The organism is Nonomuraea sp. NPDC049028 (assembly GCF_043197735.1).
Taxonomy (GTDB): domain Bacteria; phylum Actinomycetota; class Actinomycetes; order Streptosporangiales; family Streptosporangiaceae; genus Nonomuraea.
This window is the reverse complement of the sequence record NZ_JBICTR010000017.1, coordinates 193754-218210: the sequence shown is the minus strand read 5'-3', so window position 1 is coordinate 218210 and position 24457 is coordinate 193754. Positions and strand designations below refer to the sequence as shown.

General features: G+C 68.4%; 20 protein-coding genes. 6 read left to right on the top strand and 14 right to left on the bottom strand.

All coding sequences use genetic code 11. From position 1 onward, the window contains the following. The first annotated feature begins 193 nt into the window (after positions 1 to 193). Positions 194 to 1666, top strand: a complete 1473-nt coding sequence (locus tag ACGFJ2_RS51760; protein ID WP_393481413.1) for an alpha/beta fold hydrolase — start codon at positions 194 to 196, stop codon at positions 1664 to 1666. Positions 1667 to 1827: 161 nt separating this feature from the next. Here the strand turns inward: ACGFJ2_RS51760 and ACGFJ2_RS51755 are convergent, their stop codons facing one another. The 6 genes from ACGFJ2_RS51755 to ACGFJ2_RS51730 form a co-directional block, all read right to left on the bottom strand. Further along, positions 1828 to 2793: a nitronate monooxygenase gene (locus tag ACGFJ2_RS51755; protein ID WP_357943236.1), complete on the bottom strand. Its 966-nt coding sequence runs from the start codon at positions 2791 to 2793 to the stop codon at positions 1828 to 1830. Positions 2794 to 2955: 162 nt separating this feature from the next. Continuing rightward, complete coding sequence (locus ACGFJ2_RS51750) at positions 2956 to 4173, bottom strand: hypothetical protein (RefSeq protein ID WP_357943238.1); 1218 nt, start codon at positions 4171 to 4173, stop codon at positions 2956 to 2958. 185 nt (positions 4174 to 4358) lie between these two features. Next, complete coding sequence (locus ACGFJ2_RS51745) at positions 4359 to 4640, bottom strand: ASCH domain-containing protein (protein WP_357944566.1); 282 nt, start codon at positions 4638 to 4640, stop codon at positions 4359 to 4361. Positions 4641 to 4646: 6 nt separating this feature from the next. Further along, entirely contained in the window at positions 4647 to 5084 is a 438-nt protein-coding gene (locus ACGFJ2_RS51740; RefSeq protein WP_393481409.1) for a hypothetical protein, read from the bottom strand. 398 nt (positions 5085 to 5482) lie between these two features. Beyond that, on the bottom strand, positions 5483 to 6946 hold the full coding sequence (locus ACGFJ2_RS51735) for an MFS transporter (protein ID WP_393481406.1): 1464 nt from the start codon (positions 6944 to 6946) through the stop codon (positions 5483 to 5485). 10 nt (positions 6947 to 6956) lie between these two features. Beyond that, positions 6957 to 7091, bottom strand: a complete 135-nt coding sequence (locus tag ACGFJ2_RS51730) for a hypothetical protein (protein WP_357943244.1) — start codon at positions 7089 to 7091, stop codon at positions 6957 to 6959. A 399-nt stretch (positions 7092 to 7490) separates the two neighbouring features. Here ACGFJ2_RS51730 and ACGFJ2_RS51725 point away from each other — a divergent pair, with 399 nt between their 5' ends. Continuing rightward, entirely contained in the window at positions 7491 to 11054 is a 3564-nt protein-coding gene (locus ACGFJ2_RS51725) for a protein kinase (protein ID WP_393481403.1), read from the top strand. A gap of 60 nt (positions 11055 to 11114) precedes the next feature. Here the strand turns inward: ACGFJ2_RS51725 and ACGFJ2_RS51720 are convergent, their stop codons facing one another. From ACGFJ2_RS51720 to ACGFJ2_RS51710, 3 genes are all read right to left on the bottom strand, one after another. After that, positions 11115 to 12260 (bottom strand): RICIN domain-containing protein, encoded by a 1146-nt coding sequence (locus tag ACGFJ2_RS51720; protein WP_357943248.1) that lies wholly within the window; start codon positions 12258 to 12260, stop codon positions 11115 to 11117. Between the two features lie 217 nt (positions 12261 to 12477). Next, positions 12478 to 13245: an SDR family oxidoreductase gene (locus tag ACGFJ2_RS51715; RefSeq protein ID WP_393481400.1), complete on the bottom strand. Its 768-nt coding sequence runs from the start codon at positions 13243 to 13245 to the stop codon at positions 12478 to 12480. 13 nt (positions 13246 to 13258) lie between these two features. After that, positions 13259 to 14014 (bottom strand): SDR family oxidoreductase, encoded by a 756-nt coding sequence (locus ACGFJ2_RS51710; protein WP_357943252.1) that lies wholly within the window; start codon positions 14012 to 14014, stop codon positions 13259 to 13261. 94 nt (positions 14015 to 14108) lie between these two features. Here ACGFJ2_RS51710 and ACGFJ2_RS51705 point away from each other — a divergent pair, with 94 nt between their 5' ends. Next, complete coding sequence (locus ACGFJ2_RS51705) at positions 14109 to 14750, top strand: TetR/AcrR family transcriptional regulator (RefSeq protein ID WP_393481397.1); 642 nt, start codon at positions 14109 to 14111, stop codon at positions 14748 to 14750. Here ACGFJ2_RS51705 and ACGFJ2_RS51700 read toward each other — a convergent pair. The 3 genes from ACGFJ2_RS51700 to ACGFJ2_RS51690 all read right to left on the bottom strand — a co-directional run bounded on the left by ACGFJ2_RS51700 (position 14691) and on the right by ACGFJ2_RS51690 (position 17517). After that, entirely contained in the window at positions 14691 to 15065 is a 375-nt protein-coding gene (locus ACGFJ2_RS51700; protein ID WP_357943256.1) for a hypothetical protein, read from the bottom strand. The genes ACGFJ2_RS51705 and ACGFJ2_RS51700 overlap by 60 nt on opposite strands. Before the next feature lie 543 nt (positions 15066 to 15608). Then, complete coding sequence (locus ACGFJ2_RS51695) at positions 15609 to 16862, bottom strand: ATP/GTP-binding protein (RefSeq protein ID WP_393481394.1); 1254 nt, start codon at positions 16860 to 16862, stop codon at positions 15609 to 15611. 76 nt (positions 16863 to 16938) lie between these two features. After that, the gene (locus ACGFJ2_RS51690; RefSeq protein WP_357943262.1) at positions 16939 to 17517 is read right to left on the bottom strand and encodes a helix-turn-helix domain-containing protein; all 579 of its coding nucleotides are present in this window, start codon (positions 17515 to 17517) and stop codon (positions 16939 to 16941) included. 86 nt (positions 17518 to 17603) lie between these two features. On the opposite strand from ACGFJ2_RS51690, the gene ACGFJ2_RS51685 reads away from it, so the two are divergent. Together ACGFJ2_RS51685 and ACGFJ2_RS51680 are read left to right on the top strand one after the other, a co-directional pair. Then, positions 17604 to 18485 (top strand): SDR family oxidoreductase, encoded by an 882-nt coding sequence (locus ACGFJ2_RS51685; protein ID WP_393481391.1) that lies wholly within the window; start codon positions 17604 to 17606, stop codon positions 18483 to 18485. Between the two features lie 88 nt (positions 18486 to 18573). Continuing rightward, on the top strand, positions 18574 to 22080 hold the full coding sequence (locus tag ACGFJ2_RS51680) for a protein kinase (RefSeq protein WP_393481388.1): 3507 nt from the start codon (positions 18574 to 18576) through the stop codon (positions 22078 to 22080). A gap of 70 nt (positions 22081 to 22150) precedes the next feature. Here ACGFJ2_RS51680 and ACGFJ2_RS51675 read toward each other — a convergent pair whose 3' ends face one another. Together ACGFJ2_RS51675 and ACGFJ2_RS51670 are read right to left on the bottom strand one after the other, a co-directional pair. Next, positions 22151 to 22510 carry a hypothetical protein gene (locus tag ACGFJ2_RS51675; RefSeq protein ID WP_393481385.1) on the bottom strand — a complete coding sequence of 120 codons (360 nt, stop codon included), beginning with the start codon at positions 22508 to 22510 and terminating at the stop codon, positions 22151 to 22153. Then, the gene (locus tag ACGFJ2_RS51670; RefSeq protein ID WP_357943270.1) at positions 22510 to 22944 is read right to left on the bottom strand and encodes a hypothetical protein; all 435 of its coding nucleotides are present in this window, start codon (positions 22942 to 22944) and stop codon (positions 22510 to 22512) included. The genes ACGFJ2_RS51675 and ACGFJ2_RS51670 overlap by 1 nt, the downstream gene beginning before the upstream one ends. 8 nt (positions 22945 to 22952) lie before the next feature. On the opposite strand from ACGFJ2_RS51670, the gene ACGFJ2_RS51665 reads away from it, so the two are divergent. Next, a complete protein-coding gene (locus tag ACGFJ2_RS51665; protein WP_358181770.1) occupies positions 22953 to 24443 on the top strand; it encodes an MFS transporter in 1491 nt (496 codons plus the stop codon). Positions 24444 to 24457: the final 14 nt, after the last annotated feature.

Here is a 24457-nt window from a genome sequence, read left to right as displayed (position 1 = left end):
ATGGCGTTGTTGCCGAATCCAGGGGACGTCGACCTCGACTCCGACGTGCTCCGTGACGGTCCGGAGGTGAAGGAGAAGAGAAACGGAAGCCTTGGCTGCGAGGCTCGATCAAATCCCCAATGATTGGAGCACTGTGCGAAGGCACATCGCACTCCTGATTTCCTTACTTGCGCTCACCGTCTCAGTCGCGCCCATGGCGTCGGCCGAGGCCAGCACGAGCACGAGCACGAGCACGACCCCGATCTCGTGGCAGCCGTGTACGGAGGATCCAGCGGTCGATTGCGGAACGCTGAGCGTACCCCTTGACTGGGCCAACCCCGGTGGCGAGCAGATCCAGCTGGCGCTGGCGCGGCGCAAGGCCACCAACCCCTCGGCCAGGATCGGCTCGCTGGTCGTCAATCCGGGCGGACCCGGCGGCTCGGGCAAGCAAATAGTGCTGCGTGACCGGCTCCCCTTCTCCTCCGAGATCACCAGCCGGTTCGACATCGTGGGCTTCGACCCGCGCGGGGTGGCCGGCAGCCATCCCATCCTGTGTTCGCAGGAACTGGCGTCGCAGGCGCCTGATCCGTTCCTGAAGAGCCAGGCCGACTTCGAGCGGCTGCTGGCCTTCAACGAACGGTACAAGCAGGACTGCCGAGCCCGCACCGGCCCGCTGTTCGACCATGTGGACACCGTCAGCGTCGCGCGTGACCTGGACACCATGCGGGAGGCTCTCGGCGACGACAAACTCTCCTTCTACGCCATCTCGTACGGCACGCTGATCGGCCAGATCTATGCCGAGCGTTTCCCCGGCCGGGTCCGCGCCCTGGCGCTCGACAGCAACATGGACCACAGTCTGGGTACCAGGGGTTTCCTGGACACCCAGGCATGGACGACCCAGGATTCCTTCAACGAGTTCGTGAAATGGTGCGACAAGACCGCGTCGTGCGCCCTGCACGGCAAGAACATCCGCACCTTCTGGGCCAACCTGCTGACGCGCGCCGATCGCGGCGAACTGCACTACCCGGGCCAGCCGGACACGCCCCTCACCAAGCTGCTGCTCATCTATGAGGCGACGGGCGGGTTCTTCGGTCCCGACTGGGCCGGCCTGGCCGAATTCCTGGTGGCGGCCGACAGCGGCGAGGGCCAGGTGAAATCGCTGCTCACACCTCTGCCCGACCAGGAGGTGGTCAACGACGCGACGCAGGTCTTCTGCCAGGATTACCTGCTGCCGGTTCGCGACTATCCCGAGTACGCGGCGCACCTGGCGAGTTCCCGCCGCATCGCTCCCGACATGCAGGCCGGTCCTGAGGCGCTGGCCACGATGGCCGCGTGCCTGGGACAGCGGGCCCCGATCCCCAATCCTCAACACCGCCTGCGCGTCTCCAGCCCCACGATCCTGGTGGCCAACGCCCTGCATGACCCCGCCACCGGCTACAACTGGGCGGTCAGCACGGCTCAGCAGCTTGGCCGCGCGGGAAGGCTGTTCACCTACGAAGGCTGGGGCCACCGCATCTACGACCATGGAGAGTGCGCCGTCAACGGCATCGACCGCTACCTGGTCTCCCTCGAACTGCCGGCCGCGGGCGCCAGATGCCCCGCCATCCCGCCCACCTCATCCAAGGTTTCCGGGTACAAGCCACTCCCCGGCCCCGTTCCCGGCCTTCCCGGCTGGGTGAAGTCGTGACCTCATAGCTCAAGCAGCGGCAACTGCCGCAGAAGACGTGGCCAACGGACAAACAGCACTGGTAGGTAACCAGAGCCGCCGGACCACGGCACCCGCCACGGTCCAGTAGGTAAGCAGAGTTGCCGGGCCACGGCACACGCCGTGGTCCGGCTCCGTTTCGGTCAGCGGCTTCCCGCTCGGGCCAGTGCGTCCTCAGCCTGCGCGGCGATGGCTCCGACAAGGTCGGCTGCGGAGGGCAGGTCGTTGATGAGATCGATGGCCTCCCCGGCCCACATCGGCAGTGCGGGGATCTCGCCTCGTGCCACGCCATCCTGGTACGCCTGCTTGGCCTGGACATTTGTGGAGAGTTCGGCTTCTCGGCCCCGCCACTGATCCAGGAAGGGGTGGCCGAGGGTGCGCGCGGTGTATTTCGACGGCCACTGGGAGCCTCGGGCGATGTCAAGTACGCTGCTGCGCTCGGTGTCCTCCCCGCGTCCCTCGACGATCGCCTTGGCGGTCGAGGGGGCCACCAGAGCCTCGGTCGTGGCCTGGAAGCGGGTGCCGATGAGCGCCCCGGCGGCCCCCAGGGCCAGCACGGCGGCCAGGCCGCGGCCATCGGCGATTCCGCCGGCCGCCAGCACCGGCACCGGTGCCGCCAGGTCCACCACAACCGGCACGAACGGCAACGTGGAGCGCCCGTGCCGAGCGCCATGCCCACCGCTTTCGACCCCCTGCGCCACGATGACATCGGCGCCCAAGTCCACCGCCCGCCTGGCCTCCTCCAGATCGGTGACCTGAATGATCAGTGCCGTGCCTGCCCGGCGAATGCGTTCGGCGAACGGGCTCGGGTCTCCGAAGGACAGCATCACCGCCCGGGGGGCGTACTCCAGGGCACGCTCGACCGCCCCAACATCGATCTGCCAGGTCAGGAAACCGATGCCCCACGGCCTTCCGCCGGAGCCCTCGGCAACGATCGGCACCTCGCGGGCCAGCCAGTCCGGATCGCCGTTGCCGCTGCCCAGCAGTCCGAGCCCGCCACCGCGAGAGACGGCCGCCGTCAGCGCACCACCGGCCGACCCGCCCATCGGCGCCAGGGCAAGGGGGTGCTGCACGCCGAACAACTTCGTGAATGCTGTCGAAAGCGCCATAACTACAATGATCACCCCTTACTGGCTGTACGCGGCGACCGTCCTGCGCATCCCGCGCAGGACGAGGAGACGATCGCCGCGGTGCCAGCGCCGGCGAAGAATTGATTCACCTGACCAAGTACATGCTCAGCCAGGAGAAAGGGCTTATGTGGGCTGCATCGCTCATGGTGACGTCGGCTCCGGGAGCCGACCGAGGATCCAGGTGCAGAGTTCTTCGGTGATCTGGGTGTGCGCCTCGTTGTCGGACGCGCACAGGAACTCGTCCAGCTCGCTTTGCGACGGGCGCAGGCTGCCGATGTCGGCGTACACATCGTCCTGGTTCTCGAGGTCGCGGATCGCCACAGCGCTGACCGCGGGGACAAAACAGATGGAGCGGTAGTACACCTCGGCCTGACCGTGCTTGTTCAGGGCGTCGGCCAGAATGCCGAAGGACTCCAGCGTCCCGCCCGGTGCGCCGTCCAACTCGGGCAGCCCGCTGGTACGGATGTCCTTGTGGGCGCCGAGGATGCTTCTGAGCACGGCCACCTGCTGGTCATCCCCGGCGGACTGGGTGTAGAGCACGGTGCCGTTGAACACCAGGCCGGTGCACTTGAGCGCTTCGACGCCGGCCGGAACCCCATTGCCGGTGCCGTTTCCCACACCGTTGGCGACCCCTATCTTTCTCGGGACGCTGGGCCACGAGCCGACCGCGCGGAGCTGGTCGAGGAAATCGGTACGCAGCGTGTCCTGCTGGGGATCGCTGCCGACCTCGGAGATGTGACGGAACAGCAACTGGCGCGCGGCCGGGCTGTTGATCTGGCGGGAGAAGACGGGGTTGGCCGGCCTGAGGAAGTGCGCGAACGCCTGCAGGGAGATCGGGATCCACGCGCCCCGATGCGGACTGTCGTAGGAGACGTAGAGAGCCGTCTGATGGTCGAGGCCGTCATGCTCCATCTTGGCCAGGGCGTAGCGGGTGACCAGGCCGCCCATGCTGAATCCGCCGACGGTGAGCGGCGTGTTCCCGTACCGTTCGGCGAGCGTCTGGGTGATGGCGGCGATGGCGGTCTGCGCGTTGTCCAGGATCGACGCGCTGCGCTCGGCGAAGCCGAGGATGACGAGGTCGCGGCCACGGCGGCGCAGCTCGCTGATGAGGGGGTAGTCACCCCGCTCCAGGAAATGCCAGGACTCGTGCAGGTTGGACGGACCTGTGTTGAAGCCGTCGGCGAGGATGACCGGATTGACCAGGGTCTGGTGGCCTTCTCCGTAGTACACCCAAGCGGTGCCGCCGGGAAGCTCCCACATCCTGTCCGGTGTGGGTGCCGGTGCGGAGACCTCCAGTGGCGCGATCAGCCTGATCGGCCCGATGGCCTGCTCTGCCTTTACTGCCTGCTCTTCGCTCATCCGTTTCCCTCTCCGGTGCGCACAGGTGATCCGGCCGCCTTGCCGGACTACTGCGATGATTACGGACCGCAATAGGGCGAACGCTGATCGACATGACGGAGAAGGGTAAGGATTGACCATCCGGCATAGATCAATTACATGGTTCGCGTTCCTGGAGGTCGGCCCACATACGGGTGCGACTGCGGTCAAGAGCCCGACCGGGCGGTGAACGTCACAATTTCGACTTCGGCATCGGAGGGCAGGCCGGGATAGTGGCCCTGGAGGCCCGTCTTGAGCTGGTCGATGCTCGTGCCACCATCGAGCCGAGCCTGTGCGGCGGTGAGGCGATCGAGCCGGTGACGTTCGACGCCGGTGACGGTGCCGTTCAACGTGCGGTGGGCTTCGTCGTCCTCGAAGAGGAAGATTGCGGGACCCAGCGCGATCGGATCGTCGTAGCGGACGGTGGAGGTCTTCCGTGCGGTGGCGATGGCCTCTTAGTAGCGCTTGTTGAACCGAACAATTCGACGCGCATCCGCATCGGGGAAGAAGTAAGTGTCCGGCAGAAGCTTCCGAATCGGGCGCAGTGTCGGCCCGTCGGCGGTCGGTACAGCGACGAAGACGTCGGGATGGAGGTCGAGAAGCGCTTGGCGGCAGCGGCCGCACGGCGGGATGAGGCCGCGACCCTGATCTCCCGCGGCGGCGATTGTGGCGAGCGGACCGGCTCCCGCTGCTGCGGCGGCACCGAGTACGACGAGCTCGGCGCACGGTCCGCCGGTGAAGTGGTAGACGTTGACCGCCTCATGGATCCTGCCAGCCGTGTCCATCGCCGCTGCGGCTACGGTGTGGTTCGGGTCGCGCCCGAGGGCAGCAGCGAGCTGTTCCGCAGCCTCGATGACGCGGCGCTCGGAGTCGAAGAGCTTCATGGAGACCATGGCGCCGACTCTAGATCGGCCCAGCCGGACTCCTCGACACAATTGTTCTCATGGGCCTCACCCTCAGCGTGGTTGGTGGCTTGACATCGAGACCCGCATATTAGAGGCGTGCCCACGGGCAAGGTGCGCTACGACAACCTCAAGCCCGCGGTGGCCCGGGGGCGGACAGCTTCTCCCGCCGCCGGGTGGAGTCGGAGCGGTGGGTGGCCTTCCGCAGCTGGGCCGGTATCGACGCCTGCTACTGCCGGCCGGGACTGGTCGGCGCGCACGAGAAGGGCGGAGTGGAGGGCCAGATCGGTTGGTTCCGCCGAAACCATCTCGTGCGAGGACGAACGATCTTGACGCGGGACGAGCCGCGGCGATCATCGCAGCTTCGAGGAAGAGCACAAGACAACCAGTCACCCCGGAACGCCGTCGCTGACCTCGTCGTGCGCCGCGGGCGCCGCGCCCTTCCGCTGGCCGGCGGGCCTGGCGTTGCGCAGGCCGAAGGCGGAGACCGCCGCCCCCAGCAGCACCATGACCACCGGGACGACGAGCGCGGTGCGGTAGGCGTCCAGCACCGCGCCCGGTGAGCCATCGGCGCCGACCGCGGCGATTCCGTACACCGCGGTCACCGCGGAGATCCCGACCGCCGAGCCGAACTGGGTGAAGGTGTACAGCAGGCCGCCGGCCAGGCCCTGCTCCTCCTCCGCCACGCTGTTGGTTGCCGCGATGGTGAGCGGACCGTAGGCGAGGGCGAAGGCGGTGCCCGCGATGATCAGGGTCGGGAACATCGCCGCGTATGACCAGTCCATCTCGACCGTCAGGAAGAGCCCGTAGGCCACGATCGCCAGCAGGAAGCCACCGAAGATCACCCGGGTGTGGCCGTAGCGGTTCACCAGGCGGGGGGTGAGGATGGGAGCCAGCACGGCGTCGCAGCCCATGACGATCAGCGCAATCGCGGTCTGCAGGGAGGACCAGCCGCGCAGCTCCTGCAGGTAGAGCGTGACGATGAACTGGAAGCCGAAGAACGCGCCCAGAAAGAGCAGCGCGGCGAGGTTGGCCCGGACCATGGCGGCCTTGCGGAAGATCCCCAGCCGAACGAGCGGCGCTTTGGCGCGCCGTTCGATCACGATGAACGCCCCCACCAGCGCCAGCCCTGCGGCGAACGCGCCGAGGGTCAGCCCGAGCCCTTCGCCGCGGTGCTCGAGTCGGACGATGCCGAAGGCGAGCAGCAGCATCGCGGCGGCGGCGCTGGCCGCGCCGGCCAGGTCGTAGCCGCGATGCGTGGGCTGAGGGCGGGCCTCGGCGGGCAGCAGCCTGAGCGCCGCGAGCAGGATGGCGCCGGCCAAGGCCACCGGGGCGAAGAACACCCAGCGCCAGCCGAGTTCGGTCAGCAGCCCGCCGATGACGAGGCCCAGTGAGAAGCCGCCGGCGCCGACGCCGGCGAAGACCAGCAGGGCCTTGTTGCGCTGCGGCCCCTCCGGATACGAGGTCGTGATGATCGACATGGCGGCGGGGGTCATGAAGGCCGCCGCCACGCCGGTGACGAACCGGGCCACGACCAGCATCCACCCGTCGGTCGCGAAGCCGCCCAGCATGGAGAAGACCAGGAAGACGCCCAGCCAGGTGAGGAACATCCGTCGCCTGCCCAGCAGATCGGCGGCGCGGCCGCCGAGCAGGGTGAAACCGGCGTAGCCGAGCACGTAGCCGCTCATCACCCACGCCGCGGTGCCGGTGGTCAGGCCGAGGTCGGCGCGGATGCTGGGGATGGCAACGGCCAGCATGGCGACGTCGCTGCCCTCGAGGAAGATGGTGCCGCACAGGACGAGCAGCAGGACCCAGGCTCGTCCGCTCATGCGGGCCGCGGGAACGGTGGACATGGATGCGCTCTCACCCGTTGAGTCGGTTGGTCACATCCGGTTCATCAGCAACGGACGCTGTCCGTCGCGCAAGCTGCACGAGCCCGGCCACATCGCCCATGCCCGCACGTCGAACCATCCATCGCAAAGCCTCCACGATCGCCATGGCCGCGACCGTACCAAGCAGCCAGCGACCCAGACCACACCTTTTATCTGTACCCGTTATCTGTACCCGCAGGTTCGCGCGGATGGCCGGCACAGAGAGATGAAGAACAAGCTTGACGCGCTGGCCCCCTTCCGGCGCCAGCCATCCCCACGCCCCTATCGGTAATCACAGAAACACGTTAGGTGAGTAGCCGGGTCTCTGAGTGCTGCTAATTCTCGCCGACATTCCAGACCCGATCAGCCCCGAGCGCTGTCCAAACTCACCGACAAAACGCTGCTGCTACTCATCAGCAAAATCAGGGCGGGGAAAGTCATCGGGCCGACCTCGCGAGGATGGCAACTCCAGGAAGGGGGACGGCATCTAAACGACGTAGTCGATCAGTGATGACGGGGTGGTGAGATGGTGTCGGCGTCGGCCCTGCTTCCTGGTGACCCTCTTCGGCTGGGGGATTTCTGGCTGGCCGGGCGGCTCGGGGCCGGCGGGCAGGGGGTGGTGTACGAGGCGTACGACTCCCAGGGCGCCCGGGTGGCGATCAAGGTGCTGCACGGGAACGCCGCCGGTGACCGGGGTCTGCGGGCCCGGTTCGGCAAGGAGGCCGCCGCCGCTCAGCGGGTGGCCTCGTTCTGTACCGCTCGGGTGCTGGCGGTTGATCTGGACGCGCCCAAGCCGTACCTGGTCAGCGAGTACGTCGAGGGGCCCAGCCTGCGCCAGGCGGTCGACGGCGGGCGGCGTTTCAGCGGCGACGAGCTGCACCGCCTGGCGACCGCGGTGGCCACGGCGCTGACCGCCATCCACGACGCCGGGGTCATTCACCGCGATCTCAAACCCGACAACGTGCTGCTGGGGCCCGACGGGCCGCGTGTCATCGACTTCGGTGTGGCGCGGACCCCGGAGATGTCGCTCACCGCGACCGGCCAGGTCACCGGCACCCCGACGTACATGGCTCCGGAGGTGTTCACCGGGCAGCGCGCCGACACTCCCGCCGACGTGTTCGCCTGGGGCGCCATCATGGTCTACGCGGCGACCGGTGACGATCCTTTCCGGGCGGAGAGTCTGGGCGCGGTCATGCACCGCGTCCTGTCGGCCGAGCCGGATCTGACGGTGCTGCCGCGGTCGGTGCGGCCCCTGGTCTCGGCGGCCCTCGCCAAAGACCCCCTCGCCAGGCCGGCCGCGAGCGAGCTGCTGCTCGGCCTGGTCAGTGGCGGCCAGAGCAGTGGCGGTCAGGGCAGTCGGGCCGACCTGCTCACCGTCGGCAGCGTCGAGGCCGGGTTGCTCGACCGTGGAGCCCCGGCCGACCCCACTCTCGGCACCCTGGCCGACGACGCCTACGAATTCCTCGAACCCGCCGAACGTGATCTCGTCCCCGATCTGTTCCTGCGCCTGGTGAACGTCACCGACACCGGCGAGGTGACCGTACGGGCGGCGTCGCGGGAGGAGTTATCGGAGGCCAGGACGCCGCGGGAGCAGGCCGCGCTGGCGCGGATCCTGGAGGTCTTCGCGTACCTGGTGACCACGCGGGGCGATGACATCACCCTGGCCCGGCCGGCGCTGGTGCGGGCCTGGCCGCGGCTGCGCACCTGGGTCGGCGACGAGCGCGACGGACTGCCCACACACGACATGATCCACACCGGCGCGCGCCACTGGAACGCCCATGGACGTCGTGACGGCGACGTCTTCCAGGGCAGCCGCCTGGAGACGGCACTGCGCTGGGCCGCCACCGGCCGCCGCCACCTCACCCTGAGCAAGCTCGAACGCGACTTCCTCGACGCCTGCAACGCCGCCACCCGCCACCGGGTCCGGCGCCGCCGCCTCCTCACGGTCGCCCTGGCCGTCCTGCTCGTCCTCGCTCTGGCGGGCGGCGGCCTCGCCCTGCGGCAGAGCCGCCTGGTCTCGGAGCAGAGCAGGATCGTCGCGGCACAACGGGACGAGGCGGTCGCGGGCAAGGTGGCGGCGCAGGCTGACACCATGCGGGCCACCGACCCGGTCCGGGCGATGCAGCTCAGCGTCGCCGCCTGGCGGCTGGCTCCCATCTCCGCGACGCGGGCGACGTTGCAGAACGCGTGGGCACAGCGGGAGCGCGCGGTGTTCACCGACCCCGACACCGGCGCCGAGACCGTCCGGCAGATGACCGCGGACGGGCGTACGTTCGTCAGCGTGTCCCCGCAGGGCGTGCGGCTCTACGACGTGCGTACGGGCAAGAGGATCGGCGGCTGGAACGACCTGAAGATGGGCGCGGACAGGTTCCTCGGAGCCGACCTCAGCCCCAGCGGCCGGCTGCTGGCCGTGGCCGCGGGTCATGCCGTCACCATCTGGGACACGAGCACCGGCAGGCGGACGGGAGCCAGGCGCAAGATCGATGTGCCGGGATTCTTCGGCGGCCTCCAGTTCCTGACCGGAGACCGGTACGTGAACGTCGTGGGGTCCCAAGGCGGCGACCTGTGGGACATACGGACCGGCGCGACCGTCTCCACCAGGGCCGGCATGCTGCGGCCGGCCGTCACTCCGGCCAACGACCTGGTCGTGAACGCCGACCTCGAAGGGCGTTTCCAGCTGCTCAGCCTGCCGGGCGGGAAGCCGGTGGCGAGGTGGCATGACGGCGAGACCTGCGTCAAAGACGGGCAGGTGGCGGCCATCAGCCCCGACGGTCATACGGTCGCGTGCGGCACCGGCTCGGACATCTCGTTCGTGGACCTGCGCACCCGGCGTACGCTTCCCCAACGGATGTCCACGGGCGGCGGCCGGATCTGGTTCAGCCCCGATGGCCGCTACCTCGTGGCCGACGGCAACGACCGCTTCGAGCTCATCCGCGTCTCCGACGGGAACACCCTGCTCGACTACCGGGTCGCCCCGCAGAACGTGGCCTTCGACGGTACGACCCTGCGCTACCTGGCCGACGAGAGCGTGGTGAGCCTCGACATCTCCGATCTGCTCCACCCCATGCGACTGCCCGGCCACGCCCCGGAGACCGCGGTGTTCAGTCCCGACGGCCGGTTCCTGGCCACGCAGCAGAAGGCCGAGTCGCGGGAGTTGGTGCTCTGGGACGTGGCGCGCCGCCGCCCGCTGGGCGCCCCGCTGAAGGTCACCATCGGAGACAGCCAGATGGCCCTCGCCTTCAGCGCCGACGGGCGGCTGCTGGCGTCCATCGGCGGCCTGGGACAGCGGCTGGAGACGCGGGACACCTCACAGCCGACGCACGTGTCCGCGGCCCGGTTGCCGGACCCCTGGACGGCGTCCACCGTGGCGGTGAACGAGAACGGAACGCTCGTCGCGGTCGGCGCCAGCGACACCAACGACGACCTCGAAGGTACGGGGCACAGCCGGGTGTTCGTCTGGGACGTACCGCACCACACGTGGATGCGGTCCGTCGAAACCGGGAACCTGTCGGGGGTCGTGTTCCGGCCGGGCAGCCCGATGATGGTCCCGGTGACCAACTCGGCGAACCGCCTGATCGATCTGTCCACCGGGCAGCCGGTGGGTCCCGGATTCGGCCCGGGAGGTCTCAACGGCGCGCTGCGGACAATGGCCTTCAGCCCTGACGGAGCGGTTCTCGCCACTGGCGACGAGTCGGGCAGGCTCGTGTTCTGGGACGTGGCCACGGGCGGCAAGCGCGGCCCGACATTCCGGGCGAACCCCAACGACGGCGTCGGGATCACCCAGATCGTCTTCTCCCCGAAGGGGGATGTGGCGGCGTCCATCGGCGCGGGGGAGGTCCAGTTGTGGGACGTCGCCACTCCGCGCAAGCTCGGGCCATCGATGGCGGCGGAGGGGGACTCCGTGTCAGCCGCCTTCGGATCCGATGGGGCGGTACTGCACACCCTCGACGACAAAGGCGTGCTGCGCGACATGTCCGTCGGGCCCGAGGCGACGGCCGCCACGATCTGCGCCCGCGCCGGGCGGGGGCTGACGCGGGCCGACTGGCAGCGATATCTGCCCGGCGTGCCGTACCGGGAGGTCTGCCCGTGATCGTTGGGCCGGCCCGTTCCCGGTCGAGCGGGGACGGGCCGGTCGTACGTCTGGCCGAGGTCAGCTCAGGAAGCTGCCGTACGGACCGGACAAGATCTGGTTCTTCTGGCTCTGGTTGAAATGCGTGTTCGGGTAGTCGTAGAACGACGCGGACATCGGTGTCCCGTCGGTGGACGACGAGTCGGGCAGGCCGAAGGCGTGGCCGAGTTCGTGGACCATACCGCCGTACCAGCGGTTCATCGGGCCGTTGACGCCCGCGGCGCCATCGGCGTCGTGCTGGTTCAGGATCACCCAGCCACCTCCGCCGCCGCCGCCCGCGCCGTTGCCTTCCGCGCTGATCTCACCCACGTTGATCCAGCGCGGGTCGGGTGCCCTCAGGTTCAGCTTCCTGAGGAGTTCTTGCTGCATGTTGAAGACGGTCCACCAGTACGGGTCGCTCCCGTTGGGGGTGGTCTCGTACCAGTTCTTCACGTGGTCGCCGTTGACGACCTCCACCACGGGGTTGTTGAGGGTGAAGGTCTTGCCCAGCTCCTGCTTGTAGTAGCGCTGCGCCTCCCGCAGGACATTGGCGATGCCGTCCGGCCACCGCTGGTCGTAGGCCACATCGGATGGCTTCAGCCAGTACACCCGGATGGTCTTCTCCGGGGGTGTGGTGGGGTTGCCGCCACCGCTGGTGTAGTTCGGCAGCCGCCATGTCCGTGAGGACACCGCGTCGCAGGACAGCTGTACGAGCCCGGTGTTGGCGGCCGACGAGCCGCCCGCGGGGACGACGCACTTGCTGGAGTGCACGGCCTGGAGCCTGAAGGTCTTGTCGGTGCCGCTGACCGTCACCGGGACCAGGCGGAACTTCTGGTTGTTGGCGTTGGAGCAGTTCCACTGGATGACCGTGGCGTTGTCGGCGGTGGACGCGCCGTAGACGTCCACGCATCTGCCGCTGGTCGAGGTGCCGACGGTGTACTGGTCGGTGGTGCCGCTCACCGGGGTGAAGGTGAAGTTCTGGCTGCCGCCACCGTTACAGGACGCCTGCGTGAGCTGGACGCCGTTGGTGGTGGAGCTGTTGGGGAGGGTCAGGCAGTTGGCGCCGTTCTGGTTGACGGCTGTCGAGGTGAATGTCGTGGCGGCGTTGGCCGGCGAGGCGCCGACCATCGTGATCACAAAGACCAGGGCGGTGGTCAGCGAGGTAAGGGCGGCGGCTAATCGTTTCATCGATGCGCGTCCTCCGAGTCCTGGGAGCGAGGGCAGACCTGTGGATACGATGACGCGCGAAAAGGTTTTCGGCAAGATCTTGTGAACGTTACATGGAGTGCGGCGAGGACAGCAGGTCATAGGGGTGGCGGTACTACGTACGATCAGTGCGACTTGCGAAATGCTTTTCGGGAAATACTGCGAGATCGGCCTGGCCGGGGCGGGCGCTGCTGCTGGTTCAGCGGTCATTGGCGCTCTGTGCGGTCGCGAGGCTCGCGAACATGCCGCCGTCGACGACGATCTCCGCTCCCGTGATGTAGCCGGCGCCCGATGAGGCGAGGAAGGCGACCGTACGGGCGATGTCGTCGTCGGATCCGATGCGGCCCAGAGGTACACGGGACGCCATATCCGCCCGGAAGTCGGCGAGCGCGGTGGCGGGGAGGCCCTGCTTGTTCAGGGCGGGCGTGTCGATGGGGCCGGGGCTCACGGTGTTGACCCGGATGCCGCGGGGTGCGAGCTCGATGGCCAGCGCCCGTGCCATCGAGAGCAGCGCCCCCTTGGTGGCGGCGTACACCGACCAGTTGGAAAATGCGCGTGTGGCGAGCCGCGAGCTGCTGAAGATCACTGAGCTGCCCTCGGCGAGCATGGGCAGGACGCGCTGGAGCGTGAACAGCTGTCCCTTGACGTTGATCCTGAAATGCTCGTCGTAGAACGCCTCGTCGACGGCCTCCAGCGGGGCGAACCGCGCCACCGCCGCGTTGAGGAACACCAGGTCCAGCCGCCCGAATCGCTCGCGTACCTCGGTGGCGAGGGCATCGGCGTCGGTCAGGACGCCCGCGTCGGCGCGAAAGACCGTGATGTCGTCGGGCAACGTACGCCTGGCTGCGGCGAGGGTGTCGGGGTTCTGTCCGGTGACGAGTACGGCGAACCCTTCGGCGTGCAGGATCCGGGCTGTGGCCAGACCGATTCCGGTAGTGCCTCCGGTGATGAGTGCGACCTGGGTCATGTCATTTCTCCTTTCAGGCGCTTACGGCCAGGCCGCCGTCCACGGCGAGGTTCACCCCTGTGATGAAGGCGGCCGCGGGGGAGGCCAGGAAGGCGACCGTGCGGGCCACCTCCTCGTCGGATCCCATCCGGCCCAGCGGGATCCGGGAGGAGAGGGCGGTCCGGAAGCCGTCGCGCACGTGCGACGGCAGGCCGAGTTTGGTCAAGGCCGGCGTGTCGACAGGTCCCGGACTCACGGAGTTGACGCGGATCCCGCGTGGGGCGAGCTCGACGGCCAGCGTACGAACCAGGGACATCACCGCGCCCTTGGTGGCGCTGTAGACCGACCAGTCGGCCTGGCCCAGCTCCGCCCCCAGGGCGCTGTTGAAGATCACTGAGCTGCCTTCGGCCAGCATGGGCAGGACGCGCTGGAGCGTGAACAGCTGTCCCTTGACGTTGATGTCGAAGTGCTCGTCGTAGAAAGCCTCGTCCACGGCCTCCAACGGCGCGAACCGGCCGACTCCGGCATTGAGGAACACCACGTCCAGGCCCCCGAACCGCTCCTTGACCTCGGTGGCGACAGCCTGGGCATCGGCGGGGACACGGGCGTCGGCGCGGAGGACCGTGACGTCGTCGGGCAACGTGCGTCTGGCCGCGGCGAGGGTGTCGGGGTTCTGTCCGGTGACGAGTACGGCGAACCCTTCGGCATGCAGTACCCGGGCCGTGGCCAGGCCTATTCCGGTAGTGCCGCCGGTGATCAGCGCGGCGGGACGAGAAGCGGATGTGGACACGTCAGTGCTCCTTGGCTTCTGTGGGGAACTGGACGGATTGGTCCAATGTAGCTTCAGTGGACTGATCCGTCCAGTACGGACTAAGCTCCAGATCATGGCTCACCAACCGACCACCGACCGCGGGCGGCGCAGCCGAGCCCGAATCGTCGAAGCGGCCTCCGCTCTGATGAGCGACCACGGCGTCAGCGGCACGGGCGTCGACCGGATCCTCGCCCGGGCCGGGGCGAGCAAGAGCCAGCTCTACCACTTCTTCGACGACAAGGATGACCTGGTCCGCGCCGTGATAGCCGCCCGCTTCGAAGCCGTGCTGGACGAGCAGATGTCCCTGCTGACCGAGCTGGACAGTTGGGCTGGGATTCGCCGCTGGCTCGACACGTTCGTCGACACGAATGAAGCGTTCGGCCTGCCCGGCTGCCCCATCGGCACCATGGCCAACGAGCTCGCCGGCCGCGACGAAGCCGCACGAGCCGACCTGGCGACCTGCTTCACCAGATGGGAGCAATACCTGAGCGAAGGCCTGGAACGCATGCGAGCCACCGGTCGGCTCGCTCCGGACGCGAAACCGAAGGAGCTCGCCATCGTGGTGTTCGCCGGCATTCAGGGCGGACTGCTGCTCGCCAAGACCCAGAAGGACGTGGCACCACTGCGGATCGCGTTGGACGCCGCCTACGCCTACCTACGCTCGTTCAAGATCTCGCCCGAGGCGCGTGGTGGCAGCTGCGCGGAGGCTCAGTAGGTGTGGTCGGACCAGTGTGGGTCGTCCCAGCGGGCCATGGCCATCGACCAGAGCGGAGGCGAGCGAGGGCAGGATGCGGCGCAGCACCGCCGCGTGGTCGTCCCAGTCGGTCGCCTCATAGCTACGCCGTAGCAGATCGGGGTCCAGCGCCACGTCCGGCGTCTTCAGACGGGCGAGATCTTGGGCGCTGCCCCAGTGGCACGTGCAGTTGATCTCGTCGGGGTCGGCGGTCATCCCGCGAAAGGTGGTGGCCAGGCCGTCCAGGGCGGCATTCAGGCGAAGCCGTACGGGGGTGGTGGCGTCGGGATTGGTCATGGGCGTCCGCCTCGGGGGACTCCGGTAGCTTGAGCCAGCCGAAGATCGCTACGTTACCGGTCCCGGGCTGGATCTGGAAGTTGTGCTCCGTTTCATGACGGTTGGAAGCAGCTCCGCTCGGTTTGCCCAATGGCTGGAAGAGGTGCGTGCGGCCCAACAGGGTCGCACGCACTTGGCCGGTCTCGATCCGCCTAGAGCATGAGCCCGTACTCGATGGCCGTGGCGGCGGAGGCCGCGGCCTGTACGGCTGCGACGGTGACCAGCGCTACTGCGAGCATGATCACGAATTTGATGGCAGTACGCATGCGAGTTCCCTTCAGGCGGTTTCCCTCTCTTCGACCTCTTCGACGCGGGGCGGAGCCTGGATGGCCCGGTCAGGCCGTTCGCAATCGGGAAATTGGACCCGTCGTACCAAGAGCAAAGATCGTTAGGAGACGATCCCGAGGACCTCAAGGATGCGGTAGACGTCGGTAGAGGGATCGCGTAGGAGGATGTCGCAGTTGGGAGCGTGGCCAGGTGCACCGGGCGCCCCGCGTTTGGCCATCAGGTCGGCACCTCCGTTGTCGGCTCCGCGAGTGGGCCGGCGAGCGTCTCTGCGATCTCGCCGACGGTCAGCCTCGGTACGCCGCCGTACGTACCGGCCAGGTAGTTGCGGTCGAGGGCTTCGGACTTGCGGGGGCGGGCGTCGGTCAGCGGATAGATCTCGGAGGCGCCATCCCGGTTCTTGACGGTGATGCGCACCTGGTCCCGCTCCAGCGGCTGGAAGAGGTGCGTGCGGCCCAGCAGGGTCGCGTCGTGGACCGTGCACACCAATTGCGCGTTGTTGGGGTTGGCCGCGGGATCTTGGAAGAGCCGGAGGACTTCGGCGGCGAAGAGAGGATGCAGGCTGGTGTCGAGTTCGTCGACAAGGAGGGCCGCCCCGTGGTCCAGGGTGGTGAGGAGGGGGCCCAGGAAGGCGAACCAGGATCGGGTGCCCATCGATTCCTGGCGTTCGTAGCTCAGGGCGACAGGGCTGTGGGGCCCTTGGTGCACGAGTCGGAGCTCGCCGGTCAGGCTGTCGATCTCGGTTCCCACGACCCCCAGGTCCGCGACCTTGAGAAGCGCGATGATGCGATCCCGCTGCAGTGGGTCGTCGAGCATCTTGCGCGTGAAGCTCTGCCGATCTTCGAAGTCGCGGCCTGGGCTGATCCACCAGAGGTTGTGCCGGAACCAGTCGTGGACCGGCTTGAGATAGGGCTGGTTGAAGGCTGCGGCGACGGTCAGGAACAGCGCGTCGGGCCGAGTCTGGGAGACAAGGCTTTCCTTCGGCCCCTTCAGCCCTTCGCCGGGAAAGGTGAAGGGCTCGTCGGTGTCGGCGTCGCGTTCGAACCAGACCTGCCGACGGGCCTGTCCGCCGGGGTATGTGTGCAGCCATTCGGTCTCGACTCGTTGGTCGGAGACCTCGAAGCCATAGATGTACCGGTCGCCGCCGAGGACGATGTCGACCTCGAAGAGGGAAGCGTCCGTACGGGCGGCCGGGTCGAGTTCGTACGGCTCGCGCGGGATGCCGTCAAGGGTGGACCAGCCGTGGACGGAGTTGAGGACCGCCTGCCGCATCCAGCGGATGGCATGCAGGACGTTCGACTTGCCGGACGCGTTCGAGCCGTAGATCGCGGTCGCCGGTAGATAGGCCAAGTCGGGGTCTTCGGCGAGACCGGCCGGGCGGCTTGCCCCCTGGTTGAACTTGCTCGCCGCCAGCCAGACCTCGAACTCGTCACGGAACGATCTATGGTTGGCGCCTCTGAATCTAAGCAGCACTGAACACCCTCTAATCCATGCTCAGGATCGATTCTAGGCCAATGCATGCAGATTATCTACGCAGCACGCCTGCCGATCAGCCCAGTGATGCGCTCGCCGCCCGCAGCTCGTCCAGGGCCGCCAGCGTGTACCCGGCGAGCTCGTCCTTGGCGTCGCGGTCGCCCTCGGACCATTGGGCGTACCCCCGTTTGAAGGCGAGGACGCCGAGCTCGCCCGCGAGAGCCGCGGCCGGATCGGGTACGCCGCGGGCGACCAGAGCGGTGGTCATCGCGGTCGCGAGGCTGACGCTTTTGAGGGCGTCACGCTCTTGAAGTTCGGCGCTGGCGGCGACGGCCGCCTTCAGGCGAGGGGCGAGCTCGCGATTCATGGGGCCCATCGCGCTCGACGCGCGCTCGAGACCGGCGGCGACCGCCTCGAGCGGGCTGGCGTCACCGGGCGCCTCGGCGATCCCCTCGGCCAGCAGCCGGCTCAGCGTCTCCTGTCCGGCCACCAGCAGCTCGCGTTTATCGGGGAAGTGCCGAAAGAAGGTGCTTTTGGTGACCCCGGCGCGCTCGGCGATCTGCGCGACCGTCGTGGCGTCGTACCCCTGCTCGGCGAACAGGTCGACGGCAGCCACGACGAGGCGTTCGCGCGCCCCTGGTTCCCAGCGACCCATGGGTCCATCCTAGCGTGATGGGACTCTTGTCCCGTCACCCTGCTAATGTGATGGGACAAGAGTCCCATCACTTGCGGGAGAGTTCCATGCGCGTCTTTGTCACCGGTGGCACTGGTCTGATCGGTTCCGCCGTCGTCACCGAACTGCTCGGCAACGGCCACACCGTCCTCGCCCTCGCCCGCTCCGACGCGTCCGCGCTGGTCGCCGAGGCGGCCGGCGCCGAGCCGCTCCGGGGAGGTCTCGCCGATCTGGACATCCTTCGCGCCGGCGTCGCTCAGACCGATGGGGTGATCCACCTGGCATTCGGCAACGACTTCAGCAGCCCCGACGCCCTCGCGAAGTCGGTCGTCGAGGAAAGTGCCGCCCTCGCGACCCTCGGTGAGGAACTCGTCGGCAGCGACCGCCCCTTCGTCACCGTCTCGGGCACGCCCTATGTGCCGGGCCGCCTCTCCACCGAGGCCGACCCGCTGCCGACCGATGGGCCGGTCGGCGGTCGCGGTCGCGCGGTCACGGCGGTCCTGGGCCTGGCCTCGCGCGGGGTCCGGAGCACGGCCGTACGCCTGCCGCGCACGGTTCACAACCAGGGCGCGGGCGGGTTCGCCGGTTTTCTGACCGACATCGCCCGCCGGACCGGATTGTCCGGCTACCCGGGCGACGGCGCACAGCGTTGGCCGGCCGTGCACGCGCTCGACGCGGCAGTCCTCTTCCGGCTCGCCCTGGAGTCGGCGTCGGCCGGTAGCTCATGGCACGCCGTGGACGATGAGGGAGACAAGGTGCGTGACATCGCCGCGGTCATCGGCCGACGGCTGGGCCTGCCGGTCGAGTCGGTGCCGTCGGAGACCTACGGCCCGCTCGGCCCGATCTTCGCGAGCGACCAGCCCTCCTCCAGCACCTACACGCGGCGGGCGCTCGGCTGGGAGCCGAAGCATCCGCGCCTTCTGGAGGACCTGGAGAACATCCAGCCCTGACCTGAAACGCTTTTACGAAGCCAGGTGGTACGTGCATAGAGGGGTGAAGCAGCACAACTCGCGGGTGACCATTTGCGTCTAATCCGCCGTGGAATCGCTCAGCGGGGGAGATCCGCAGCACATCGGGGGCTACTGGCTGGCCGGGCGGCTCGGCTCCGGGGGTCAGGGAGTCGTCTACGAGGCGTACGACGCGGATGGGCGGCGGGTGGCGCTCAAGATGTTGCACGCGGCCGGCCACGACGGCAGCCGGGATCGGTTCGCCAAGGAGGCCACCGCCGCGGGTCGGGTGGCCTCGTTCTGTACGGCCAGGGTGCTGACCGCGGAGCTGGAGGGGCCCAGGCCGTACATCGTCTCCGAGTACGTGGCGGGGCCGAGTCTGCGGCAGGCCGTGCGCGAGGGGCGCAGGTTCACCGGTGACGACCTGCACCGGCTGGCCACGGCGGTCGCGACGGCGTTGACGGCGATCCACGAGGCGGGGGTCATCCATCGCGATCTGAAACCCGACAATGTGCTGCTCGGTCCCGATGGGCCGCGGGTGATCGACTTTGGCATCGCGCGGACGCTGGACATGTCGCTCACCAAGACCGGAGAGGTGTCGGGCACGCCCAGCTACATGGCGCCCGAGGTGTTCACCGGGCAGCGGGCGAGGACCCGGGCGGACGTGTTCGCCTGGGGGGCGATCATGGTGTACGCCGCCACCGGGCAGGAACCGTTCGACGCCGACAACCTCGGTGGCGTGATGCACCGGGTGCTGTCGTACCAGCCCGATCTGAGCGCGTTGCCGCCTCGGGTGGCCGCGTTGGTCTCGGCCGCGATGAGCAAGGACCCCGCTGCCAGGCCGACCTCCCACGAGCTGTTGCTCGCGCTGGTCAGCGGCAACGGTGCCGACACCTCAGAGCTGCTGGCGGAGGGGAGCCGGGCCGCCCAGGGGGTGCGGGGGGAGGGTGGGGCCGATCCGGCGTTGGGCGCCATCGCGGAGGACGCCTATAGCGCGCTCGGGCCGGAGGAGCGTGAGCTGGCCGCCGAGGTGTTCCTGCGGTTGGTCGCCGTGGACGAGGACGGTCGGGAGAGCGGCCGGACGATCTCCCAGGACGAGCTGTTCGGCGGGCGTCCCGAGCACGAGGCCGCCGCCATCCGGCGCATTCTGCGGACCTTCTCGTACGTCGTCGCCGCCGATGACGAGTCGGTCGCGCTGTCGCGTCCCGGATTGTTGCGGGCCTGGCCCAGGCTGCGCATGTGGGTGGACGCGGACCGTGAGGGTCTCGCCGTACTGAGCCAGATCACCAGCGCGGCGCGGCACTGGACCGGCAACGGCAGGCGCGACGCCGACCTGCTCCAGGGCAGCCGCCTGGAGCAGGCGCTGAGCTGGGCGGCCACCGGGCGCCGCCACGTGACGCTCACTCCCCGCGAGCGCGACTTCCTCCAGGCGGGCACCGCGCTGACAAAGAAGCGCGCCAGGCGCAGGACCCTGACCACCACCGGGTTGGCCGGGCTGCTGGTGGTCTCGCTCGTGGCGAGCGGCCTGGCGCTGTGGCAGCGCCAGCAGGCGTCCGACCAGCGTGACGTGGTCACGGCCAAGCAGGTGGCGGCCGAGGCGGACCGGCTGCGTACCACCGACCCGGTCCTGGCGATGCTGCTCAGCGTGGCGGCCTGGCGCGTCTCCCCGCAGGTCGAGGCCCACTCCGCGCTGATGGCCTCGGCCCAGCAGCAGGAGACTGCCGTCTTCCACGATCCGCAGGTCAAGGGGCTGGCCACGCGGACGCTCAGCGGCCATGGCCGCACGTTGGTCAGCGTCAGCGAGGGCGGCGGTGTGAATGTGTACGACGTCCGCACGCACAAGCGGACGGGTGGTTGGAAAGGGCTGGGGCTGAAAGGTCAGGAGCTCTCCGATCCGGTGCTGAGCAGGACCGGACGGCTGCTGGCGGTGTACACCCACGATGAGCTCGGTGTCTGGAGCCTCGCCGACGGCAAGCGGCTGTTCAAGGAGAGCTTCCCGTCGGGCGACATGACGATCCAGATCGACATCGGCGAGGACGAGGCCACCCTCGCCGTCAGTTTCGACAACGATCTCGACCACCTGGTGGACCTGCGTACCGGCAGGAAGTTCGGTAAGAAGGCCGCCTTGCACAGGTTCGGTAAGAAGGCCGCCTTGCACTGGTGGGGTCCGGTGATCGACCCGACAGGCAGGCACCTGCTGCTCACCGGCGACAGCTTCGCCGAGCGCGCCCTGCCCGGCTGGGCCCCCGAGCACCGCTACCCCGGCTGCCGCGGGGCGCACTCGGTCGCCGCGTTCTCGTCCGACGGTGCCACTCTGGCCTGTGCGGGCAGCGACGTGGTGCTTCTGGACGCCGCCACCGGGCGCCGCCGGGACAAGCGCGACTGGACCTGTGACATTTGCGGCGGCTTCTTCCCGCGGCTGCGCTTCAGTCCCGACGGCCGCTACCTCGCCGCGTTCAAGGGCCGGAAGCTCCGGGTATGGGAGGTCGCCGACCACGACATCGAGCTGCTCACGTACCAGGCCGAGGGCGACCTGTCCGGCGTCGGTTTCGACGGATCCACGCTGCGCTACCTGATGGACGACTCGGTGATCAGCGTGGACCTGTCCCCGCGCGCCACCTCGATCAAGGCGGGGGGCAACGCTGTCCTCAGCCCCGGCAGCCAGTGGGCCGCGGTCCGCGCCGATGACAGCGAGTACGTCCGGCTCTGGAACGTGCACGAACGCAAGGACGTCGCCCGCTTCCCCGTCGAAGAGGGCTTGTCGGCTTTGTCAGCGTTCGACCAGCCGGCCAGACGACTCTTCATCGCGTCGAATTCCGGCCGGGTCGAGCTGGTCGATGTCGCTACCCGCAAACGGATCTGGTCGATCCGGTCCCAGCATCCCGGCGACGGCTTCCCAGTGTTACAGGCCGCCTTCAGCCCAGACGGCAGGACGATCGCGCTCGTCCTCGGCCCGTACGGGCAGACGCTGGAGTACTGGCTGACCGTGCTCGACGCCGCCACCGGCCGGGTCCTGCACGACAGCTTCACCACCAGCGTCGGCGGCCCGTACCTGCCCGACGGCAAGAGACTGGCCACCGGCTCCGGCAGGTTCATGGACGTCGCGACCGGCAAACCGGTCGGGGAGGCCTACGACACGTCCTACGACGGCGGGGCGGGCGTGGCCTTGAGCAGCCGTGGCCTCATGGCCATCTCCTACGACGAGACAGGACGTGTCGCGCTCTGGGACCCATCCGGGCCGACGGCGCTGCGGCCCATGCTGCCGAAGGCAGCGGGCCCCGTGGACGCCCTGGCGTTCTCTCCGAGAGGAGACGTGCTCGCGACGGCCAGTGGTGGCCTCGTTCAGCTCTGGGACCCCGCCAACAGGCGGCGGCTCGGGGGCGCCTTTGACGCCCGGACGATCCAGGGTGTCGACTCGCTGACCTTCAGCGCAGACGGCGGCACGCTGTACTTCTCGGCCGCCGGTGGCATCCTGGAGATTCCCGTGGGGACCGAGCGGGTCGCCGCGCTGGTGTGCGGGCGCGCGGGCCGCCGGCTCACCGAGGCGGAGTGGAGCCGGTACCTGGGTGACGTCGCGTACCGGGAGACCTGCCCGTAGATCCCCGAGGACTCTGCGGTCAGAGTGAGATGAACGTCAGAGTGAGATGAACGTCAGAGTGGAATGAACGTCAGAGTGGAATGAACAGGGCCTCGAACGGCGGCTCGCCGACGCCGGTGGTGATGTGTCCCAGCCCCGTCGTGTCGGCGGCGAGCACCAGGTCGCCCGCGCCGAAGCGGCGTCGGGTGCCGTCCGTGACCGTCACCTCGATCGTGCCGCGCAGCATCATCACCCACTGCTCGCGCGGCGCCGGATGGGCGGCGCTGTCGAACGCGGCGCTGCGGACGAACTGCACGCCGCCCTTCGATGGCAGCCCGCCGACCGCCATGGCCGGCACCCCTTCGGCGATCTGCCGGTGGGCGAGCGCGATCTCGCCGTCCTCGAACGCCGATCCGCCGTCCTCCGTGCGGGCGATCCGGGTGAAGCGCATCAGCTCGCTCCGATGAACTGGTGGTCGGTACGCAGCCGGCCATCGCCGTCCAGAGCCAGGATGTCCAGGCCGCCGCCGACGGCCTCGCCTGTCCGGGTCGACACCATCGACCACCGGATGGCGAGCACGTTGGGCATGAGGGAGTACGGCTCCTCGGCAGCCTCGAAGACGTGCTCGCCCGGCTCGACGAACATCTCGTAGGCACGGCTCACCCTGGCGTCCAAGGCGTCGTGACCCCGGACCTCCAGGGGCGGCACGGGAAAGGCGAGCGCCGTGGCGGCGTCGCGGATCTCCTGGGGCGGGTCGACCAGTACCTGGATCCCGTCGGGCGCCCATAGTTCGCGGATGAGGGCGCTCCGCGTCGCTGGATCGGGCTCGTTCCACTGGGCGATATAACGGTCAGCCCACTGCTTCACATCGAGTTCGTTGCTCATGGGTAGCAGTGTCCAGCGCGGCCTGCGACTTTACGATTCCCTACAGGGAATCGTGCCGCTGCCACGTAGTCGCAAGCCCTGATGGGCCTACCGGAGCCGGGCTATACTCCGACGGGTCTAAAAGCCCCAAGAGTTGGTACAGCGCTTTCCATCCATGCATAAGAGGCAGGCTGTTCGCCGTGGCCATCCCCACTTGTGACCCTAAGGTCGGGCTCCAGGAACCACCGGCCAGGGCGGGGGAGTTGACTAGGACAGAAAGCTTGTCGGGCGACAACTCGGGCCCACCGAAGACGACCAGATTTGCCCTTGTATGGGCTGGTTCGACCATTTCCACGGTAGGTACGCGGACACTCGGTGTCGCCTACCCGCTCCTCGCTCTCGCGCAGACCAAATCGCCCGCCGCCGCCGGTTGGGCGGGGTTCGCTTTGACCATCCCCATCCTCGTCTTCTATATCCCCGGTGGGCTTCTGGTCGACAGGATGTCCAATCGCTCGATCATGCTCTGGGCGGAGTTCGGCCGCTGGGTGACCGTGGCGAGTGTGGCGTTCGCGATGCTCTTCGGTGGCCCCTCGCTTTTCCATCTCATCGCGGCGGCGTTGCTTGAGGGCACGTTCTGGGTCATGTGCAACCTGGCGGAGACGGCGTTGCTCCCGTCGCTGGTCCAGCCGGTCATGATGCGGCGCGCGCTGGCCAAGAGCGAGGGGGCCAGCCATCTCGCCTCACTCGCCGGTCGGCCGCTCGGTGGATATCTGTTTGGAGTGGGAGCGTTTATCCCTTTTGTTCTTAACGCCGTACTATTCGCCGTTTCATTGGTTTTGTTCTGGAAGGGGAGCCCTGGCTCTGGGCGGCGGCCCACCCATTCGTTGCAGCTGAGCGATCTGTCCGTGGGGTTCCACGTGCTCATGAAGCAGGACTTTCTGCGGGGCGCGATCATGCTGGTCACCATCACCAACCTGATGGTCAACACGCTCATCATGATTTTCGTCGCGGGGTCCGACGGGGTGCCGTCGCTGACGATCGGGCTCGTACTGGCGGCCGGCGGAGTGGGCGGAGCGCTGGGCGCCACCATGACCTTCTTCCAGCGGCCGCTGCGCTTCACCCTGCTGATCCACACGGGGATCTGGCTGCTGGCCATGCTCCTCGCGGTGCTGGGGTCGGTGCTCCGGTCGCAGCCGCTCTTCTTCGCCATGGCCTTCTTCACCACCGGAATCGGCGGGTCGATGACCAATGTGGCGATCAGGGCCGTCGAGGTCGCCAGAATCGACCCGGGAACACTGGCCCGCGTGGTCGGCGTCTCCCGGCTGTCGGCCTACGGCGCGCTCTCTCTCGCCGCGCCGCTCGGCGCCTTCCTGGTCACCTGGCACGGGGTGACGGGCGGCTCGATGCTGCTGCTCGGCGCGATGGTGCTCCTGGCACTGTCGGTTGTGATCGTGCCCCGGTTGCGCAAATGGCTGACTCCGCCGCTACCTGACTTCGTCGGCGAGCCCCACATGGCCTGACGTCACCGCGCGCC

What these genes read in the sequence shown, in the direction of transcription:
- ACGFJ2_RS51760 (WP_393481413.1), top strand. Translation starts at nt 194, where the DNA reads ATGGCGTCGGCCGAGGCCAGCACGAGCACGAGCACGAGCACGACCCCG.
- ACGFJ2_RS51755 (WP_357943236.1), bottom strand. Translation starts at nt 2,793, where the DNA reads ATGGCGCTTTCGACAGCATTCACGAAGTTGTTCGGCGTGCAGCACCCC.
- ACGFJ2_RS51750 (WP_357943238.1), bottom strand. Translation starts at nt 4,173, where the DNA reads ATGAGCGAAGAGCAGGCAGTAAAGGCAGAGCAGGCCATCGGGCCGATC.
- ACGFJ2_RS51740 (WP_393481409.1), bottom strand. Translation starts at nt 5,084, where the DNA reads ATGGTCTCCATGAAGCTCTTCGACTCCGAGCGCCGCGTCATCGAGGCT.
- ACGFJ2_RS51735 (WP_393481406.1), bottom strand. Translation starts at nt 6,946, where the DNA reads ATGTCCACCGTTCCCGCGGCCCGCATGAGCGGACGAGCCTGGGTCCTG.
- ACGFJ2_RS51730 (WP_357943244.1), bottom strand. Translation starts at nt 7,091, where the DNA reads ATGGCGATCGTGGAGGCTTTGCGATGGATGGTTCGACGTGCGGGCATG.
- ACGFJ2_RS51725 (WP_393481403.1), top strand. Translation starts at nt 7,491, where the DNA reads ATGGTGTCGGCGTCGGCCCTGCTTCCTGGTGACCCTCTTCGGCTGGGG.
- ACGFJ2_RS51720 (WP_357943248.1), bottom strand. Translation starts at nt 12,260, where the DNA reads ATGAAACGATTAGCCGCCGCCCTTACCTCGCTGACCACCGCCCTGGTC.
- ACGFJ2_RS51715 (WP_393481400.1), bottom strand. Translation starts at nt 13,245, where the DNA reads ATGACCCAGGTCGCACTCATCACCGGAGGCACTACCGGAATCGGTCTG.
- ACGFJ2_RS51705 (WP_393481397.1), top strand. Translation starts at nt 14,109, where the DNA reads ATGGCTCACCAACCGACCACCGACCGCGGGCGGCGCAGCCGAGCCCGA.
- ACGFJ2_RS51700 (WP_357943256.1), bottom strand. Translation starts at nt 15,065, where the DNA reads ATGACCAATCCCGACGCCACCACCCCCGTACGGCTTCGCCTGAATGCC.
- ACGFJ2_RS51690 (WP_357943262.1), bottom strand. Translation starts at nt 17,517, where the DNA reads ATGGGTCGCTGGGAACCAGGGGCGCGCGAACGCCTCGTCGTGGCTGCC.
- ACGFJ2_RS51685 (WP_393481391.1), top strand. Translation starts at nt 17,604, where the DNA reads ATGCGCGTCTTTGTCACCGGTGGCACTGGTCTGATCGGTTCCGCCGTC.
- ACGFJ2_RS51675 (WP_393481385.1), bottom strand. Translation starts at nt 22,510, where the DNA reads ATGCGCTTCACCCGGATCGCCCGCACGGAGGACGGCGGATCGGCGTTC.
- ACGFJ2_RS51670 (WP_357943270.1), bottom strand. Translation starts at nt 22,944, where the DNA reads ATGAGCAACGAACTCGATGTGAAGCAGTGGGCTGACCGTTATATCGCC.